The sequence below is a fragment of the Streptomyces malaysiensis subsp. malaysiensis genome (assembly GCF_040653035.1).
GTDB classification, from domain to species: domain Bacteria; phylum Actinomycetota; class Actinomycetes; order Streptomycetales; family Streptomycetaceae; genus Streptomyces; species Streptomyces malaysiensis.
The window spans coordinates 286,567-303,053 of the sequence record NZ_JBEZNG010000003.1; the positions used below are offsets into that span (position 1 = coordinate 286,567).

At 71.9% G+C, this 16,487-nt stretch carries 15 protein-coding genes and 1 riboswitch; of the genes, 8 read left to right on the forward strand and 7 right to left on the reverse strand.

The features are described from left to right. Positions 1 to 49 precede the first annotated feature (49 nt). Positions 50 to 625 (reverse strand): TerD family protein, encoded by a 576-nt coding sequence (locus AB0E24_RS08405; protein WP_069870653.1) that lies wholly within the window; start codon positions 623 to 625, stop codon positions 50 to 52. Positions 626 to 807: 182 nt separating this feature from the next. Between AB0E24_RS08405 and arfB the strand changes: the two genes are divergently transcribed. Continuing rightward, positions 808 to 1,236: an alternative ribosome rescue aminoacyl-tRNA hydrolase ArfB gene (arfB, locus tag AB0E24_RS08410; protein ID WP_069870651.1), complete on the forward strand. Its 429-nt coding sequence runs from the start codon at positions 808 to 810 to the stop codon at positions 1,234 to 1,236. Between the two features lie 123 nt (positions 1,237 to 1,359). Here the strand turns inward: arfB and AB0E24_RS08415 are convergent, their stop codons facing one another. Beyond that, a complete protein-coding gene (locus tag AB0E24_RS08415) occupies positions 1,360 to 1,860 on the reverse strand; it encodes a flavin reductase family protein (protein ID WP_069870649.1) in 501 nt (166 codons plus the stop codon). Positions 1,861 to 2,265: 405 nt separating this feature from the next. On the opposite strand from AB0E24_RS08415, the gene cdgB reads away from it, so the two are divergent. Together cdgB and AB0E24_RS08425 are read left to right on the forward strand one after the other, a co-directional pair. Beyond that, positions 2,266 to 3,954 carry a diguanylate cyclase CdgB gene (cdgB, locus tag AB0E24_RS08420; protein WP_069870647.1) on the forward strand — a complete coding sequence of 563 codons (1,689 nt, stop codon included), beginning with the start codon at positions 2,266 to 2,268 and terminating at the stop codon, positions 3,952 to 3,954. Positions 3,955 to 4,140: 186 nt separating this feature from the next. Continuing rightward, positions 4,141 to 5,124 carry a carbohydrate-binding protein gene (locus tag AB0E24_RS08425; protein ID WP_069870645.1) on the forward strand — a complete coding sequence of 328 codons (984 nt, stop codon included), beginning with the start codon at positions 4,141 to 4,143 and terminating at the stop codon, positions 5,122 to 5,124. A gap of 42 nt (positions 5,125 to 5,166) precedes the next feature. Here the strand turns inward: AB0E24_RS08425 and AB0E24_RS08430 are convergent, their stop codons facing one another. From AB0E24_RS08430 to AB0E24_RS08440, 3 genes are all read right to left on the reverse strand, one after another. Beyond that, positions 5,167 to 6,129 carry a 1-phosphofructokinase family hexose kinase gene (locus tag AB0E24_RS08430; RefSeq protein WP_079258059.1) on the reverse strand — a complete coding sequence of 321 codons (963 nt, stop codon included), beginning with the start codon at positions 6,127 to 6,129 and terminating at the stop codon, positions 5,167 to 5,169. 202 nt (positions 6,130 to 6,331) lie between these two features. Next, positions 6,332 to 7,612: an N-acetylglucosamine-6-phosphate deacetylase gene (gene nagA, locus AB0E24_RS08435; protein ID WP_359375547.1), complete on the reverse strand. Its 1,281-nt coding sequence runs from the start codon at positions 7,610 to 7,612 to the stop codon at positions 6,332 to 6,334. Then, entirely contained in the window at positions 7,612 to 8,544 is a 933-nt protein-coding gene (locus AB0E24_RS08440; RefSeq protein WP_093706908.1) for an ROK family protein, read from the reverse strand. Before AB0E24_RS08440 ends, nagA begins: the two co-directional genes overlap by 1 nt. A gap of 291 nt (positions 8,545 to 8,835) precedes the next feature. On the opposite strand from AB0E24_RS08440, the gene AB0E24_RS08445 reads away from it, so the two are divergent. The 3 genes from AB0E24_RS08445 to otsB all read left to right on the forward strand — a co-directional run bounded on the left by AB0E24_RS08445 (position 8,836) and on the right by otsB (position 11,548). After that, positions 8,836 to 10,116 (forward strand): extracellular solute-binding protein, encoded by a 1,281-nt coding sequence (locus tag AB0E24_RS08445; protein ID WP_100806918.1) that lies wholly within the window; start codon positions 8,836 to 8,838, stop codon positions 10,114 to 10,116. 248 nt (positions 10,117 to 10,364) lie between these two features. Then, positions 10,365 to 10,583 carry a DUF3263 domain-containing protein gene (locus AB0E24_RS08450; RefSeq protein WP_069870753.1) on the forward strand — a complete coding sequence of 73 codons (219 nt, stop codon included), beginning with the start codon at positions 10,365 to 10,367 and terminating at the stop codon, positions 10,581 to 10,583. Positions 10,584 to 10,696: 113 nt separating this feature from the next. Beyond that, positions 10,697 to 11,548 (forward strand): trehalose-phosphatase, encoded by an 852-nt coding sequence (otsB, locus tag AB0E24_RS08455; RefSeq protein ID WP_359375791.1) that lies wholly within the window; start codon positions 10,697 to 10,699, stop codon positions 11,546 to 11,548. 243 nt (positions 11,549 to 11,791) lie between these two features. On the opposite strand, the gene AB0E24_RS08460 is transcribed toward otsB, so the two are convergent. Continuing rightward, positions 11,792 to 13,270: an alpha,alpha-trehalose-phosphate synthase (UDP-forming) gene (locus tag AB0E24_RS08460; RefSeq protein ID WP_359375551.1), complete on the reverse strand. Its 1,479-nt coding sequence runs from the start codon at positions 13,268 to 13,270 to the stop codon at positions 11,792 to 11,794. Between the two features lie 167 nt (positions 13,271 to 13,437). Beyond that, positions 13,438 to 14,385 (reverse strand): glucosyl-3-phosphoglycerate synthase, encoded by a 948-nt coding sequence (locus AB0E24_RS08465; RefSeq protein ID WP_359375553.1) that lies wholly within the window; start codon positions 14,383 to 14,385, stop codon positions 13,438 to 13,440. Between the two features lie 196 nt (positions 14,386 to 14,581). Beyond that, positions 14,582 to 14,723: riboswitch (SAM riboswitch) on the forward strand. A gap of 18 nt (positions 14,724 to 14,741) precedes the next feature. Here AB0E24_RS08465 and thrC point away from each other — a divergent pair. Both thrC and AB0E24_RS08475 read left to right on the forward strand, forming a co-directional pair. Further along, entirely contained in the window at positions 14,742 to 16,052 is a 1,311-nt protein-coding gene (thrC, locus tag AB0E24_RS08470) for a threonine synthase (RefSeq protein WP_174884810.1), read from the forward strand. Next, positions 16,049 to 16,327 carry a MoaD/ThiS family protein gene (locus AB0E24_RS08475; protein ID WP_069870628.1) on the forward strand — a complete coding sequence of 93 codons (279 nt, stop codon included), beginning with the start codon at positions 16,049 to 16,051 and terminating at the stop codon, positions 16,325 to 16,327. The genes thrC and AB0E24_RS08475 overlap by 4 nt, the downstream gene beginning before the upstream one ends. Positions 16,328 to 16,487: the final 160 nt, after the last annotated feature.

A 16,487-nucleotide genomic window follows, 5' to 3' on the forward strand; every position in this document is an offset into this window, starting at 1 on the left:
CGCCCCCGGTGAGTGGGGGCGGCCCTTGGTGATGGCGCGCTGGTGAACCTCAGACGTTGACGCCGAAGTCCTTGGCGATGCCCACGAGGCCGGAGGCATAGCCCTGGCCGACCGCGCGGAACTTCCACTCGGCGCCGTTGCGGTACAGCTCGCCGAAGACCATGGCGGTCTCGGTCGCGGCGTCCTCGCTCAGGTCGTAGCGGGCGATCTCGGTGCCGCCTGCCTGGTTGACGATGCGGATGAACGCGTTCCGCACCTGGCCGAAGTTCTGGCTGCGGGACTCGGCGTCGTAGATCGAGACCGGGAAGACGATCTTCTCGATGTCGGCCGGCAGACCGGCCAGGTTGACATTGATCTGCTCGTCGTCGCCCTCGCCCTGGCCGGTGACGTTGTCACCGGTGTGGACGATGGTCTGGTCCGGCGTGGACTTGTTGTTGAAGAAGATGAAGTGCTGGTCGGAGTAGACCTTGCCGGTCGTGTTGACGGCGATGGCGCTCGCGTCCAGGTCGAAGTCGGTGCCCGTGGTGGTGCGGACGTCCCAGCCGAGGCCGACCGTGACGGCGGTCAGGCCCGGTGCCTCCTTGGTGAGCGAGACGTTGCCGCCCTTGGACAGGCTTACAGCCATGGGGAGTCCCTTTCGTGGTCTCGATGATTCGAGGCGACGGGCGAAGCCGTCGTCACCCTCCACAACGCCATGAACGGGCCGACAGGTTCCAGGTCCCTTTACTTTCTTTGCCAAACCCTGATGTCCGAGTATGACGAGATAACCGGATGACGCCGCCGGGGTCGGCGGGTGACCATGGGGACATGCCCGCGCCCTATGTCATCCGAGGTTCGGTCTCCTTGCCGGAGGCCGAGTTGATGTGGCGTTTCTCGCGGTCCTCCGGACCCGGAGGACAGCACGTCAACACCAGCGACAGCCGGGTCGAGCTGCGCTTCGACCTCGCCGCCACCGAGGCGCTGCCGCCCGTATGGAAGGAGCGCGCGCTGGAGCGGCTGGCGGGCCGGCTGGTGGACGGGGTGGTGGCCGTACGGGCGTCCGAGCACCGTTCGCAGTGGCGCAACCGCGAGGCGGCCGCCGTAAGGCTCGCGTCACTCCTCGCGGAGGCGACCGCTCCGCCGCCCAAACCGCGCCGCCCCACCCGGATCCCCCGGGGCATCAACGAGCGGCGGCTGCGCGAGAAGAAGCAGCGGAGCGACGTCAAGCGGGGGCGTACGGGGCGGGGATGGACGTAGCGCCGGGGCCCGCACCTGCCTGGCCCCCCACGATCCTCGGCCACGTGCCTGGCCCCTCCTGATCCTCGGCCACCTGCCCGGCCCCTCCTGATCCTCGGTGGCCCCTCCTGATCCTCGGCGCGCTCACCCCAGCGTCCGGTAGCGCCCCCTGAAGTACGTCAGCGGCCCGCCCTCCGTGGCCGGTGTCGCGGCGCCCAGCACCCGGGCCACCACCAGCGTGTGGTCCCCGGCCGTCACCCGCTGTTCGGTGCGGCACTCCAGCGTGGCCAGCGCGCCCACCGCGAGCGGGGCGTCCGTGTGCTCGCCGCGCACCACGGCCATGTCCTCGAACAGCAATCTGTCGCTGATGCGCCCCTTCATCGCGAATCGTCCCGCGATGTGCCGCTGACCTTCCGACAGGACCGATACCGCCCAGTGGGGCTGTCGCTCCAGTAGCTCATCCATCCGGGACTCGTTGCGAACGCTCACCATCACCAGCGGCGGGTCAAGTGACACTGACATGAACGCGGTGGCCGTCATGCCGACGTCCTCGCCGCGCGGCCCCTCCTCCGGGTCGTGCGCGGTGACCAACACCACGCCCGCGGTGAACCGTGACAGCGCGACGCGGAACTCGTCCTCACTCACCCCACCAGCATGGGGGACGCCGGGCTCGGCTGGGCTGGAAGAAGTCGTCGGGAACACCCTTCGACGCTAACCGCCCCCGGCCGGTCCCCGCATCGGGCGTCGGGACCACTCCGGGCCTAGGTCGCCGGCCGTAGACCGGGCCCCGGCCCGCGGGGCGCTCCGGCCGTCCGGGGGGCCGCCTTGCATGGGCGGGCGCCACCATTCCGGGATTTGCGTTCACAAAAGATTGGAGCGCTCCCATACGCTCAGTTAAAGAAATGAATACAGTCTGTGACATGAGTCACAGCAGGCAGTAATTGTTGACCCTGTGTACCGAGTGGGCAGCTCGCTGTGATTCAGTGACCGTGGCAATCGGACGACAAGACGCCAGGAGTTTGCTGTCGAGGTCTCGGGGGAGTGCGATCGATGGAGACCGAGTCGGAGCCGTACATCCGCCTTGCGACACTGCGGCAGCTGCACCAGGTGGTCGCCGATCTGAACACCGCCCGCAGCTTCGCGGACACCCTTCAGGCCGTCGCCGACGGTGTCATCACCGGGCTCGGCTTCGAGCTGTCGGCCGTCAACCTCGTCCGCCAGGACGGAGACCTCGTCGTCGCCGCCGTCGGCGGCAGTGCCGGGGCCGAGGCGCTGATGGCCGGGCGGGTCGGCCCCCGCTGCTCCTGGGAGCGCCGGCTGTCCATGGGCGACCGCTGGGGCGATCTGCGCTTCATCCCGTACAGCGAGGGCTGGGTCCTCGACGACGACGATGTCCCGCAGTGGCACACCCCCGGCCCCGCACCGCGCTTCCCCGATGAATGGCACCCCATGGACCGCCTGTTCGCCCCGCTCTACGCGGGGGGCGCCTCCGGCGGCGAGCTCATCGGCGTCCTCTCGGTCGACAAGCCGCGCAACGGCCGCCGCCCCGGCGCCTGGGGCCGCGAGGCCCTCCAGATGTACGCCTTCCACGCCGCCGTGGCGATCGGCAACGCCCGGCTGCGCGGCAATATGCAGCGCGCCCTGCTGCGCCTGGAGCGCGAGCAGCAGGCGCTGCGCGCCAGCGAGGAGTCCTTCCGGCAGGCGTTCGAGTACGCGCCCAGCGGTATGGCCATCGCCGAGATGGGCGGCGATCAGCACGGCCGGCTGCTGCGCACCAACGACGCCCTGTGCCGGCTGCTGGGCCGCCCGGCCTCCGCGATGCGCCGCTTCTCCTTCTCCGACCTCGTCCACCCCGAGGACATCGGCACCCTGCTGCGCACCTCCGCCGAGGGCGGCCGCGCCGAGCTGCGCCTGGCCCGCCGCGACGGTTCGTACGTCTGGGTCTCGCTGCGCAACTCGGTGGTGGCCGACGCCGCCGACGGCCCGCGCTTCCTGCTCACCCATGTCGAGGACATCGAGGAGCGCAAGCGCCATGAGCTACAGCTCGCCCACCGCGCCAGCCATGACTCCCTGACCGGCCTGCCCAACAGCGCAGAGCTGCGCGCCCGGCTGGCCGCCCGGCTGTGCGCCACCCCGCCCCGGCCGGGCGGGGGGTACGAGGACGAGGCCGACTCGTCCGGCGACGGTGGAGCGGGCGGGGTCTATGTGGACGCGGCGGGACATCTGCACGGCTTCGACGAGTTCGAGTTCTTCGGCACCCCGCCCCCGGTCGAGAGCGCCCCGTTCGACGGCCATGTGCACACCATCCCGCCCAACGAGGACTCCAGCGTCGACGACGGCCACAAGGGGCTCGCGGTGCTCTTCTGCGACCTCGACGGCTTCAAGTCCATCAACGACCGGTTCGGGCACCATGCGGGCGACGCCGTGCTCATCGAGGTCGCCCGCCGGCTGACCAACGGTGTGCGGGAGGGGGACACGGTGGCCCGCCTCGGCGGCGACGAGTTCGTCGTCCTCGCCGACGGCCTCGGCCGGGCCGACGCCCAGGACCTCGCGGTCCGGCTGCGCAACGCGATCACCCCGCCCATCCGGGTGGACGGCCGGGCCGTCCGGGTGGGCGCCAGCTTCGGTATCGGTTGGGCCGGCTGTGGAATGTCTGCCGAAGAGGTGCTGCACTCCGCTGACCAGCGGATGTACATCGAGAAGCGGTCACGCTCCAAGGAGCGCCGCCGGGCCGGGTGAGGTAGGGGGGCGGCCGGTCGCGGTAGGCTGCGCCGATGCGGCCCTGCCGCCGACAGTGAACCGATCGTGAATATTGGCCATCCGGACAGCACACGCCCTGTTGAGGCCCTCTCGACCCTGATATGAGCTGTCGTGGCGCGTTCTGATCCTGCGCCGATGGCCATATGCATAGGGGAGTGACGAGGGATGACGGCCGGCAACAACGGCTCGGGCACACCGGAGAACGACGACCCGTTCGCCTACCTGTACCGCTCGGAGGGCGATCAGGGGACCGAGGGCGGTCAGTCGGGCCAGCCGGGTGCCGCCCCCCGCACAGGCGGCTACGGCTACCCCGGTCCGGCCCAACCGGGGGTCCCCCGCACCTCCTACAACCAGGTGCGTGCGGTGGGCGAGCGCAACTACGGCCAGCAGGTGCCGAATCAGCAGCCACAGGGCTACGGCCAGCAGGGCGGCTACGGTCGGCAGAACGCCCACTACGCCGCCCCCGAGACCCTGCCCGGCGGCGCCCCCCGCCAGCCCGGGGCCGCCCCGCGCGGCGGCCATGGGGGAGGTGGCCGCGGCCCCAATAACAAGGGGCTGCTCATCGGCGCGATCGCCGTGGTCGCGGTGGTCATCGTGGGCATCGGCGTCGCCATGATCACCAATGGTGACGACAAGAAGGACGACCAGGCCGACCCGACCGGCCAGCCCACGGCCGGCTCCAGCGTCCGGCCCGGCGAGCCCTCCGGGCCCGCCAAGGGCGGGGACGAGAAGCTGCCCACCGAGGACGCCGCGAAGATGCGGCTGACCGGTGGCGCGGCGGCCGCGACCACCATCCAGGGCGCCAAGGCCGAGGGCGGCAGCTACGTCGCGGGGCTCAACACCCCGGGCGCGTCCGCGACCTGGAGCCTGGACGTCGACAAGCCCAAGACGTACCGGCTGTACGTCACCTACGGCGTGCCCGGTGCGGACCAGAGCATGTCGCTGACGGTCAACGGCAAGAAGGAGGCGCGGCCGCTCAACATGAAGAACTTCGCGGGCGCGCCGAAGGGCGACTACGAGAAGGGCTGGACGGAGACCTGGTCGATCGTCCAGCTCAACAAGGGCACCAACACGATCACCGTGTCGTGTGAGGCCGGCGACAAGTGCGACGCCAACATCGACCAGATGTGGCTCGACAACAAGGGCTAGGGCAGGGGTTCCGAGCGCTCGGCGGCGGCCACCGCCCCGGCTCTACGCCGCCGCCGGGTGCTCCGTCACCTCGACCCGCGCCAGCGTCTCGTCGTAGACCGACCGGTCGAACTCGCCCGCCACCGGGGCTCGCACGGCCGCTGCCGACAGCGCCACCGAGCGGGCCAGCCGGTCCGGCCACGGGGCCTCCTCGACCAGCCCGGACAGCAGCCCCGCGACCGCCGCGTCCCCGGCGCCCGTCGGATTGCCCGCCAGCCGGCGCGGCGGGGTGGCGCGCCAGGCGCCGTGGGCGGTGACCGCGAGCATGCCGTCCGGGCCGAGTGAGGCGGCCACCGCGCGCGCCCCGCGGCGCCGGGCGTCGCGCGCGGCGCGCAGCGGGTCGGTGGAGCCGGTGAGCCCGGCGAGCTCCTCGGCGTTGGGCTTGACGAGATCGGGGCGGGCGGCGATGCCTCGGCGCAGCGGTTCGCCGCTGGTGTCCAGCAGGGTGGGCACGCCCGCCGTATGCGCCTCCCGGATGAGCTGGGCGTACGTACCGACGGGGACCCCGGGCGGCAGGCTGCCGCACAGCGCGACCGCCGACGCCTCGCGCAGCAGCCGGCCGTAGACGTCCATGAAGGTGGACCACTCGGGGGTGGTGACGAGCGGGCCGGGCTCGTTGAGCTGGGTGGTGTCGCCGGTGGCGGCGTCCACGACGCCGATGGTGCGCCGGGTGGTGCCGGTGATCGGGACCAGCGCGTCGGTGATCGTGCCGCGGGGCGCCTCGGGGCCGTCGCCGGGGGCGGCGATCTCCGCGAGCAGTTGCCGCAGCACCACGCCGGTGACCCCGCCGGCGAAGCCGGTGACGACGGTGTCATGGCCCAGCGCGGCCAGCACCCGGGCCACGTTGACGCCCTTGCCGCCGGGCCGCTCGGTGGCCTCGGTGACGCGGTGTGTGGTGTGCGGGCGCAGTTCCGGCACCCGGTAGGTGATGTCGAGGGCGGTGTTGAGCGTGACCGTAAGGATCACCCTGGCATCCCCTCTCCCGTCCCCCCGCCGGACGGAGACTCCTGTGCTGAATGCGACTGTGCGCCGAGACGCGCCCGTTCCGTATGTGCCCGTTCCGTGTGCGCCCGACCCGTGCCCGAGCGATCATGCCAAAACGAGTGGCTTCGGCCCAGACCTCCGTGTGGTTCAGGACACGGTCATCGCTGGCTGAAATCAGGGCGCTTCAGCCCAGTTCGGGATGGACCACCCAAGCGCCCCGGCGCATCACGCCCCGCAGCCGGAAATCGTCGTCGAGCACGACGAGATCGGCGTCCTTGCCCACCTCGACCGAGCCCACCCGGTCGGCGATGCCCAGCAGCCGGGCGGGGGTGGCGGACATCGCCCTTACGGTCTCCACGACGCCGAGCCCGTCGATCGTGACGGCTCGCCGGAAGGCCCGGTCCAGGGTGAGGGTGGACCCCGCGATGGAACCGGCCGTCGGCCCGCCGCTGATCCGCGCCACGCCCTCCTTGACCTCGACCTCCATGGGGCCGAGCGGATAGCGGCCGTCGCTCATGCCCGCCGCGCCCATCGCGTCGGTGATGAAGGCGACCCGGTCCGCGCCCGCGCGGTGGAACGCCAGCTCCAGCATGGCGGGGTGCAGATGAGTGCCGTCGTTGATCAGCTCCACGGTGACCCGCTCGTCCTCCAGCAGCGCGGCGACCGGGCCGGGGGTGCGGTGCAGCAGCGAGGGCATCGCGTTGAACAGGTGGGTGGCCACGGTCGCGCCCGCCCGGATGGCCTCGATCGTCGCCTCGTACGTCGAGTCGGTGTGGCCGACGGCCGCGAGGACCCCGCTGTCGGCCAGCAGCCGTACGGACTCCAGCCCGCCCGGCAGTTCGGGGGCGAGGGTCATCATCCGCGCGGTGCCGCGCGCCGCGTCCACCAGCTTGCGGACATCCGCCGGATCGGGCGCGCGCAGCAGCGAGGGCTGGTGGGCGCCGCAGCGGTGGGGGGAGATGAACGGGCCCTCGAAGTGGATGCCCGCCAACTCGCCCTGCTCCACCAGCTCCGAGAGGGTGGCGGCCTGCCGGGCGAGGTCGTCCAGATCGCCGGTGACGGTGGAGGCGAGCATCGTGGTGGTGCCGTGTGCCCGGTGCGTACGGATGGCGGTCATCGACTCCTCGGGGGTGCCCGCCGAGAACGAGGCACCGCCGCCGCCGTGCACATGCAGGTCCACGAAGCCGGGGACGATCCAGCCGCCCGGCAGGTCGAGCGCCCGCTCGCCGTGGGCGGCCGCGGAATCCGCCTGGCCGTGCACCGGATCCGCCTGGCCGTGCGCCGGATCCGCCTGGCCGTGTGCCGGATCCGCCTGGCCACGCGCCGGATCCGCCTGACCCGGCGCGGCATCCGGCGCGGGCCCCACCGCGGTGATGCGCGTGCCCTCGACCGTCACCCGCCCGTGGTCGACCACGCCTTCCGGCAGGACCACCCGGGCGCCCGTGAGATGCGTTCGCTGGACCATCAGGCGGTTACCTCCGTGGAGAGTCGATCCCAGGCGAGCAGACCCGCGCCCAGGCAGCCGGCGGTGTCCCCGAGGGCCGCCGGGACGATACGGGGAAGCTGCTGGAAGGTGAGCCGCTCCTCGACCGCGGTGCGCAGCGGTGCGAACAGCGTCTCCCCGGCCTCGGCCAGCCCACCGCCGACGATGAGCACACCGGGGTCCAGCAGGGTGAGCCCGGTGACCAGGCCGTCGGCGAGGGCGCCCACCATCTCCCCCCACACGGCCGAGGCTCTCGGATCGCCGGACCGGACGGCCTTGGCGCAGTCGGCGGCGTCCGCCGCCGGATCGCCGCTCGCATCGGCCCAGGCGCGGCCCACCGCCGCCGCCGAGGCGAGCGTCTCCAGGCAGCCGGACTGACCGCAGCCGCAGGCGGTGCCGCCCGGCCGGACGACGATATGGCCGATCTCGCCGGAGGAACCGTGTGCTCCGGGGTCGATACGGCCGTCGATGCCGATGGCGCCCGCGATCCCGGTGCCGACGGAGACGAACAGGAAGCGCCGGGCGCCCTCGCCCGCTCCTATGCGCCCCTCGGCCAGCCCGCCCATCCGGACGTCGTGCCCGAGCGCGACCGGGATCCCGCCCAGCCGCTCGGTGAGCAGCGCCCGCAGCGGGACATCGCTCCAGCCGAGGTTGGCGGCGAAGACGGCCACCCCGCGGTCCTCGTCGAGGACTCCGGGCACACCGACCCCCGCGGCCAGCGGGGGTCCGCCGAACCGCCGCTCGCCGATCTCGCGCAGCTCGGCGGCGAAGTCGAGGATCGCGGCCACGACCGCCTCGGGTCCGCGCTCCCGCTCGGTGGGCCTCCTGGCCTCATGGAGGAGTGTGGTGTCCGCCCCGATCAGGGCGGCTTTCATACCGGTGCCGCCCACATCCAGGGCGATGACGTGTTTCACATGGAACAGTCTCCCGCGATCCACCATGAGAGGTCTAGTCCACTCGCCGCTTCTCGTCGTGAGATCACGCCGGTGCCGGTAAGGGAGTTGGTATGAACCGGACCCTCCGGTTGTGCGCCGGTGACGCATCCCACTGACGCGTGTAGCACCCCGCTCACCTGGGCAAGGGGAACTCCGATATCGAAGCGATATGCCCATGGTGTAGACCTTGTGGAGGTTTGCAAGGCAGACTCGCTCGACCTCGGGGGAGGACCCTGGAGGAAGAATCAAGCCAAGGGTGGGGAAACAGCGGTGCAGCGGCGGCGGTTCCTGAGTCTGACAACGGCGGGTGTCGCGGCGGTGACGACGGCGCCAGGGCTCACGGCCTGTGGCGGCGGCTCCGGTTCGGACGGTGATGTCACGCTGAAGGTGGTCGCGGCCGACTACGGCGACAGCACTGGCAACAGCTCCCAGAAGTACTGGGACAGGCTGACCCGGGCGTTCGAGACCAAGAACAGCGGGATCAAGGTCGACGTCACCGTCTACGGCTGGACCGATGTGGACCGGCGCGTGGCCGAGATGGTCAAGAGCGGTCAGGCCCCGGACATCGCGCAGATCGGCGCGTACGCCGACTACGCCGCACAGGGCAAGCTCTACCGCGCCGACGAGCTGCTCGCCATCCCCACCCAGGCCGGTTTCATCAGCTCGATCGCCCATGCGGGTGAGGTGCGGCGGGTGCAGTACGGGGTGCCGTTCGTGGCCAGCGCCCGGCTGCTCTTCTACAACAAGAAGCTCTTCGACCGGGCCGGCATATCCTCCGCCCCCACCAGCTGGAACGAGCTCAAGGAGGCGGCCGTCCAGCTCAAGGCCGACGGGGTGAAGATCCCGTACGGGCTGCCGCTCGGCCCCGAGGAGTGCCAGGCCGAGACCATGATGTGGATGCTCAGCGGCGGTGGCGGCTACGCCGACCCCAACGGCAGCTACACCATCGACTCCACCGAGAACATCGAGACCTTCGAATGGCTGCGGGACGAACTGGTCGGCGCGGGCCTCACCGGCCCCGGCTCCCCGGCCCGCACCAACCGGCAGGACACCTTCGACGCCTTCACCCGCGGCGAGGTCGGCATGCTCAACGGCCATCCGACCCTGATGCAGCAGGCGTCCGGCCACGGCATCAGCTACGGCACCGCGCCGCTGCCCGGCCGCAAGGGCAGGTCAAGTTCGACGATGGGCGTCGCCGACTGGCTGATGGCCTTCAAGCACAACGGCCACCGTAAGGAGATCGGGAAGTTCCTCGACTTCGTCTACACCGAGAAGAACGTCCTGGACTTCGTCAGCGAGTACGACCTGCTGCCGGTGACCACCGCCGTCGAGCGGACGATGCTCGGCGACAGTGAGTACAAGCGGCTGTGGCGGTTCCTGGACGAGCTGGAGAGCGCCGAGTTCTACCCGGCCGACAAGACCTCCTGGGCCGAGGTCAGCAAGCTGATCAAGGAGAAGATCGGCTCGACCGTGGCCAAGGGCGGCGACCCGACGAGCGTCCTGGGCCAGATCCAGCGCGAGGCCGACGCCATGGAGAATGCGGGGGCATGACAGTGGACACGTCCGGCCCCGGCCCTTCCGACGACCCCGCCGAGCGGGTCGAGGACCGGGCGCAGGGTCAGGCGGAGGACCGGGCGGAGGGCCGGGCGCGGGACCGGGCGGAGGGCCGGGCGCGGGGTCAGGCGGAGGACCGGGTGCAGGGCCAGGCGGAGGACCGGGCGCGGGGCCAGGCGGAGGACCAGACGCCGGGCCAGACGCCGGACCAGGCGCAGGACCGAGAGTCGGGCACGGGCGCCGGGCTGTCCGAACGCGATCGGGACGTGCTCGCCGTGGAACGGCGCGGCTGGCCGGGCCCCGGCGCCAAGGAGCGGGCGATACGGGAGCGGCTGGGCATCTCCCCGACCCGCTACTACCAGTTGCTGAACGCGCTGCTGGACGACCCCAGGGCCCTGGAGCACGACCCGGTGACCGTCAACCGGCTGCGCCGGATCAGGGACGAGCGCCGCGAACGGCGCTGACGTCCGCCGGGGGGAGGGGGCGCCGGGACGGCCGGGGCCGTTCACCGGCGGGATGCCCGGGAGCGGCCCGCGGTCCCACCGGGCCCGGTAGGGTCACCGCCATGGGCAGTGCTATGGGCAGTCATCCCCTCCCCGTACCCACCACCTCCGCCGGCCGTGAGGGCCTCGCCGCTCTCCTCGAACGGCCCGGCCGCGCCGTCGTCGGATTCGACTTCGACGGCACCCTCGCCGAGATCGTCCCCGATCCCGACCAGGCCCGCGCCCACCCCGGCGCCGTCCCCGCGCTCTCCCGGCTGGCCCCGAAGGTGCGCTCCGCCGCGGTGATCACCGGCCGTCCGGCCGAGGTCGCCGTCCGGTACGGTGGCTTCGCCGGGGCCGAGGGGCTGGACGGGCTCGTGGTCCTCGGCCTCTACGGCGCCGAGCGCTGGGACGCGGCGAGCGGTGCCCTCCAGGCGCCCGAACCGCACCCCGGAGTCGCCGCCGTCCAGGCCGAACTCCCCGCCGTCCTTGAGGAGCACGGCGCCTCGCAGGGCACCTGGATCGAGGACAAGGGCCGCGCCGTCGCCGTCCACACCCGCCGCGCCGAGGACCCCCAGGCCACGTTCGAGCGGCTGCGCGCGCCGCTGCACGCCCTGGCCGAGCGCCATGGGCTGATCGTCGAGCCGGGCCGGCTGGTGCTGGAGCTGCGGCCGCCGGGTATGGACAAGGGCGTCGCGCTGATGGAGTACGTACGGCGGACGGGCGCGGAAGCCGTGCTCTACGCGGGCGACGACCTGGGCGACCTGGCCGCGTTCGCGGCGGTGGAGCGGCTGCGTGCGGAGGGTGTGCCGGGGGTGCTGGTGTGCAGCGGCAGCACGGAGGTGACCGAACTCGCCAAGCGGGCCGATCTGGTCGTGGACGGCCCGGCGGGTGTGGTGGAGCTGCTGTCGGCCCTGGCCGACGCGGTCGGCGGCGACGCGCCGTAAGCGCCGTAGGCGCCATACGCACCGTAAGGCCGACGCGCCCGGCTGGACGAAGTGCGCCCGTCCACAGCGCCGTCTACCCGCCCGTCTACAGCGCGCCCCTCCACGGCACCCGTCCACAGCGCCCGCCCAAAGCGCCCGCCCACAGCGCCCGTCCACGGCACCCGCTCACAGCGCTCGGCTACGGCACCCGCCCACAGAGCCCGCCCACAACGCTCGGCTACGGCACCCGCCCACAACGCCCGGCTACAGCGCCTCCAGCTGGGCCAGGAACCAAGCCTGCGGCGGCAGCGCGGTCGCGGCGGCGGCGAGGCGCTTCGTACGGTCCGCGCGCTCGCCGTCGCTCATGCGCAGCGCCTCGTGCAGCGCCTGGGCCGTGGCCTCCACGTCGTACGGATTCACCACCAGCGCGTCCTCGCCGAGCTCCGCATACGCCCCCGCCTCCCGTGACAGCACCAGCGCGCAGCCCCGCTCGGAGACCACCGGGACCTCCTTGGCCACCAGGTTCATCCCGTCCCGGATGGGGTTGACCAGCGCCACGTCCGCCAGCCGGTAGGCCGCGAGCGAGCGTGCGAAGTCGTCCTTCACATGGAGGGCGACCGGGGTCCAGCCCTCCGTGCCGTACTCGGCGTTGATCTCCTCGGCGATCCGCCGCACCCGCTCGGTGTAGTCGCGGTAGACCGCGAGGTCCTGGCGCGAGGGGTAGGCGAAGGCCACATGGACCACGCGCTCCCGCCATTCGGGACGGGTCTCCAGCAGCCGTCGGTAGGCCAGCAGCCCGCGCACGATGTTCTTGGACAGCTCGGTGCGGTCCACCCGGACGATCGACTTCCGGCCCGGTCCGATCTGCGCCCGCAGACTGGTCAGCCGCTCGTCCACATCGGCCTGCCGCGACCGCTCCCGCAGGAAGTCCGCGTCCGCGCCCAGGCCATGGACGCCCAGCCGGGTCTCCCGCCCCTCGAAGCGCACGGCCGTCGCCGTGCTGCCGCCCTCCTCGCCGCCGTCGCCATCTCCGTCCCGGACGATCTCCGCGCCCAGCACGGCCGCACAGCAGTCGGCGAAGGCGGTGGCCCAGCGCTCGGTGAGGAACGCGGCGCGGTCGCCGCCGAGGATGCCGCGCAGCACATCCGCCGCGACCTGGTCCGGCAGCAGCCGGTAGTAGTCAGGCGGCGCCCAGGGGGTGTGCGAGAAGTGGCCGATCCGCAGATCGGGGCGGCGCTCGCGGAGCATCGCGGGCACCAGCGCCAGGTGGTAGTCCTGCACCAGGACGACGGCCTCGGCCACCGCCTCCTGGGCGAGCGCGTCCGCGAAGGCCGCGTTGTAGCTCTCATAGGCCGCCCACTGCTCGGCGAACTCCGCGTCGAAGACCGGCTCGACCGGGGTCTGGTAGAGCAGATGGTGGATGAACCACAGCACCGAATTGGCGATGCCGTTGTACGCGGCGGCGAAGACATCCGGCGCGATGTCGAGCATCCGCACCTGCTGGCCGCCGGTGTCACCGGGGTTCAGATGGCTGGTCCCGGCGCGCCGGGCCGCCTCGCGGTCGCCCTCGCCGAGCGCCGCGCACACCCACACCGCTCCCGAGTCGGAGCCGATCGCGCTGAGGCCGGAGACCAGCCCGCCGCCGCCGCGCTTGGCGGTGAGCGAGCCGCCCTCGCCCAGGCCGTACGAGACCGGGCCGCGGTTGGACGCGACCAGGATCGGGGCGGTGCGCGGAGCTCCCATGTCGCGAGCCTAGCCATGTGCGACCCCGCGCAAACGTACGTACGGTTTCTTGCCCCGTAGGTGCTATTCCGGTTCTGGCGGTTCTGGCCATGCGGACGCCGCCGCGCAAGCGGATGGGCGCTCTCCCGCGATCCCCGCAGGCGCCTTCGCGTGCCGCCCGGGGGCCATCACGCCGCGCGCCGGGCCGCGTACTCCGGGATCTCGATCATCGGCGGCCGCTCCTCGGTGTCCACGGCCGTGGTGCGCGGCTCGAAGCCGCTCTCGCCCCGGTCGAACTGGGTCAGCCGCGGCCGCACCAAGTGGCCCCGGGCCAGCCGCAGCTGCGCGGTGCGGTAGATCGCGGCCGCCATCCGGCCGAGCGCCAGCCCGTCCTGGTGGCGGTGTTTGCGCACCCCGATGTCCACCTGGCCGAGCGCGTCGAGCCCCACCGTGTGCAGCGCGTCGACCAGCAGCCCCAGCTCGACCCCGTAGCCGACCGGGAAGGGCAGCCGCTCCAGCAGCGAGCGGCGCGCCGCGTACTCACCGCCCAGCGGCTGGACGAACCCGGCCAGCTGGGGCCAGTGGAGGTTCAGCAGCGGGCGCGCGACCAGCTCGGTGACCCGGCCGCCCTGGCCCGCCAGCTCGCCGAGCGGGCGGTCGTACATGCCCTTCACCAGCTGGAGCGTGGGGTCGGTCAGCAGCGGACCGACGATCCCGGAGACGAAGCGCGCGTTGAATTCCCGCAGGTCGGCGTCGATGAAGCAGACGATGTCGCCGCTGGTGGCCAGCAGGGACCGCCACAGCACCTCGCCCTTGCCGGCCACCGCGGGCAGCCGGGGCAGCAGCGAGTCGCGGGGGACGACGGTGGCGCCCGCCGCCGCGGCGACCTCGGCGGTGCGGTCCGTCGAACCGGAGTCCAGCACCACCAGCTCGTCCACCAGCGGCACCGCCTCGCCCATCAGCTCACGGCGGATCGTGCCGGCGATCTCGCCGACCGTGGCCTCCTCGTTCAGGGCGGGCAGGACCACGCTCACCGTCGTCGCCGAGGTCCGCTTCGCGGCCAGCAGGCGATCCAGCGGACGGTCGTCGGCCGACCAGGAGCGGCGCTCCAGCCAGCGCTCCACCTCATCCAGCACCTGTGTGTCTCCCTGCTGTGGTCGCTCTGCTGTGGTCGCTGTGACCCATCTCGCGCTTCGGACGGCTATCTCAACCATCCGGGCCTTCGGTTACAGTCTTGAACAACGCACGTGACCGTCGTATGTCGGGGTCGACCCCGGTGTTCACCGACGATGCCCGTGTTGACAAACGCTCCGGGTCCGCCCGGCGCCATACCGCTCATCCAGAGGGGCAGAGGGAACGGCCCGTTGAAGCCCCGGCAACCCTCCAGCTGATCTCGCATTCCACCGCGAGGCTCCCAGCTCGGGAAGGTGCCAATTCCGTCTCGTGGCGAAATGCGTCCCGAGGAAGATGAGGAGAAAGGGCCTCGCCATCCATGGCTGTGCAATCAGTAGAAAGCTCAACCACTTCCGCCTCCTCCTCCAGCTCTGCCGCCTCCGGTGCTTTCGGCCCCGCCGTGGCATTGTCCTGCCGGGAGTGCGGTGAGCGGTTCGAGCTGGGCCCGATTTTCGCGTGCGAGGTCTGTTTCGGGCCGCTCGAGGTCGCGTACGAGCTGCCGGCCGGCGATCCGGAGGGGCTGCGCCGGCGGATCGAGGCCGGTCCGAACAGCATCTGGCGCTACGCCCCGCTGCTGCCCGTCCCCGCGGACGTGGCGGACCTGCCCAGTCTGAACCCCGGCCTCACCAAGCTGGTCAAGGCCGACAACCTCGCTCGTGAGCTCGGTGTCACCGGTGAGCTGCACATCAAGGACGACTCGGGGAACCCCACCCACTCGTTCAAGGACCGGGTCGTCGCCATCGCCGTCCAGGCCGCCCGCACCTTCGGCTTCACCACCCTCTCCTGCTCCTCCACCGGCAACCTCGCCGGCGCGGTCGGCGCCGCGGCCGCCCGCGCGGGCTTCCGCTCCTGTGTCTTCATCCCGCACGACCTGGAGGCCGGCAAGGTCGTCATGGCCGCGGTCTACGGCGGTGAGCTGGTCGGCATCGAGGGCACCTACGACGACGTCAACCGCTTCTGTAGCGAGCTGATCGGCGACCCGGTGGGCGAGGGCTGGGGCTTCGTCAACGTCAACCTGCGCCCGTACTACGGCGAGGGCTCCAAGACCCTGGCGTACGAGATCTGCGAGCAGCTCGGCTGGCGGCTGCCCGACCAGATCGTCATCCCGATCGCCTCCGGCTCCCAGCTCACCAAGATCGACAAGGGGCTGAAGGAGCTGATCGCGATCGGTCTGGTCGAGGACAAGCCCTACAAGATCTTCGGCGCCCAGGCCGAGGGCTGCTCCCCGGTCTCCGCCGCCTTCAAGGCCGGCCATGACGTCGTCCGGCCGCAGAAGCCGCAGACCATCGCCAAGTCGCTGGCCATCGGCAACCCCGCGGACGGCCCGTACGTCCTGGACATCGCCCGCCGTACGGGCGGCGCGGTGGAGGACGTGAACGACGAGCAGATCGTCGACGCCATCAAGCTGCTGGCCCGCACCGAGGGGATCTTCGCGGAGACCGCGGGCGGGGTGACCGTCGGCGTGACCAGGAAGCTGATCGAGGACGGCCTGCTCGACCCGTCCCTGACGACCGTCGTGCTCAACACCGGCGACGGCCTCAAGACCCTCGACGCCGTGGCCCCCACCACGGGTCCCTCCGCCATCATCCGCCCCACCCTTGACTCGTTCCGAGAGGCTGGCCTCGTATGAGCGTCAACGTCCGAATCCCGACCATCCTGCGCACCTACACCGGCGGTCAGGCCGAGGTTCCCGCCGAGGGTGCGACCCTCGCCGAGGTCCTGGCGGACCTGGAGAAGAACCACCAGGGGATCGCGGCCCGCGTGCTGGACGACACCGGCAAGCTCCGTCGCTTCGTCAACGTCTACGTCAACGACGACGACGTCCGCTTCGCCGACGGCCTGGCCACGGCGACCCCGGACGGCGCGGGAATCTCGATCATCCCGGCGGTGGCGGGCGGCTGCTGACGCCTCGTTCGCCCGTTCACCCCTTCTCACCTTTGGCATCGCCCCGTCCCGGGACAACCGGACGGGGCGATTCCGTGTGTGGAATCGCGATACAGTTGCCCGGATTCCCCGAGGGCGCCGGGTCCGGAGCCGCATATGAGAACTCGTCAAGTTGTGCGTA

Excerpts from the sequence above, each read along its gene's own strand:
- AB0E24_RS08425 (WP_069870645.1), top strand. The coding sequence starts at position 4,141 with ATGACGGCCGGCAACAACGGCTCGGGCACACCGGAGAACGACGACCCG.
- AB0E24_RS08475 (WP_069870628.1), top strand. The coding sequence starts at position 16,049 with ATGAGCGTCAACGTCCGAATCCCGACCATCCTGCGCACCTACACCGGC.
- otsB (WP_359375791.1), top strand. The coding sequence starts at position 10,697 with ATGGGCAGTCATCCCCTCCCCGTACCCACCACCTCCGCCGGCCGTGAG.
- AB0E24_RS08405 (WP_069870653.1), bottom strand. The coding sequence starts at position 625 with ATGGCTGTAAGCCTGTCCAAGGGCGGCAACGTCTCGCTCACCAAGGAG.
- cdgB (WP_069870647.1), top strand. The coding sequence starts at position 2,266 with ATGGAGACCGAGTCGGAGCCGTACATCCGCCTTGCGACACTGCGGCAG.
- nagA (WP_359375547.1), bottom strand. The coding sequence starts at position 7,612 with ATGGTCCAGCGAACGCATCTCACGGGCGCCCGGGTGGTCCTGCCGGAA.
- thrC (WP_174884810.1), top strand. The coding sequence starts at position 14,742 with ATGGCTGTGCAATCAGTAGAAAGCTCAACCACTTCCGCCTCCTCCTCC.
- AB0E24_RS08460 (WP_359375551.1), bottom strand. The coding sequence starts at position 13,270 with ATGGGAGCTCCGCGCACCGCCCCGATCCTGGTCGCGTCCAACCGCGGC.
- arfB (WP_069870651.1), top strand. The coding sequence starts at position 808 with ATGCCCGCGCCCTATGTCATCCGAGGTTCGGTCTCCTTGCCGGAGGCC.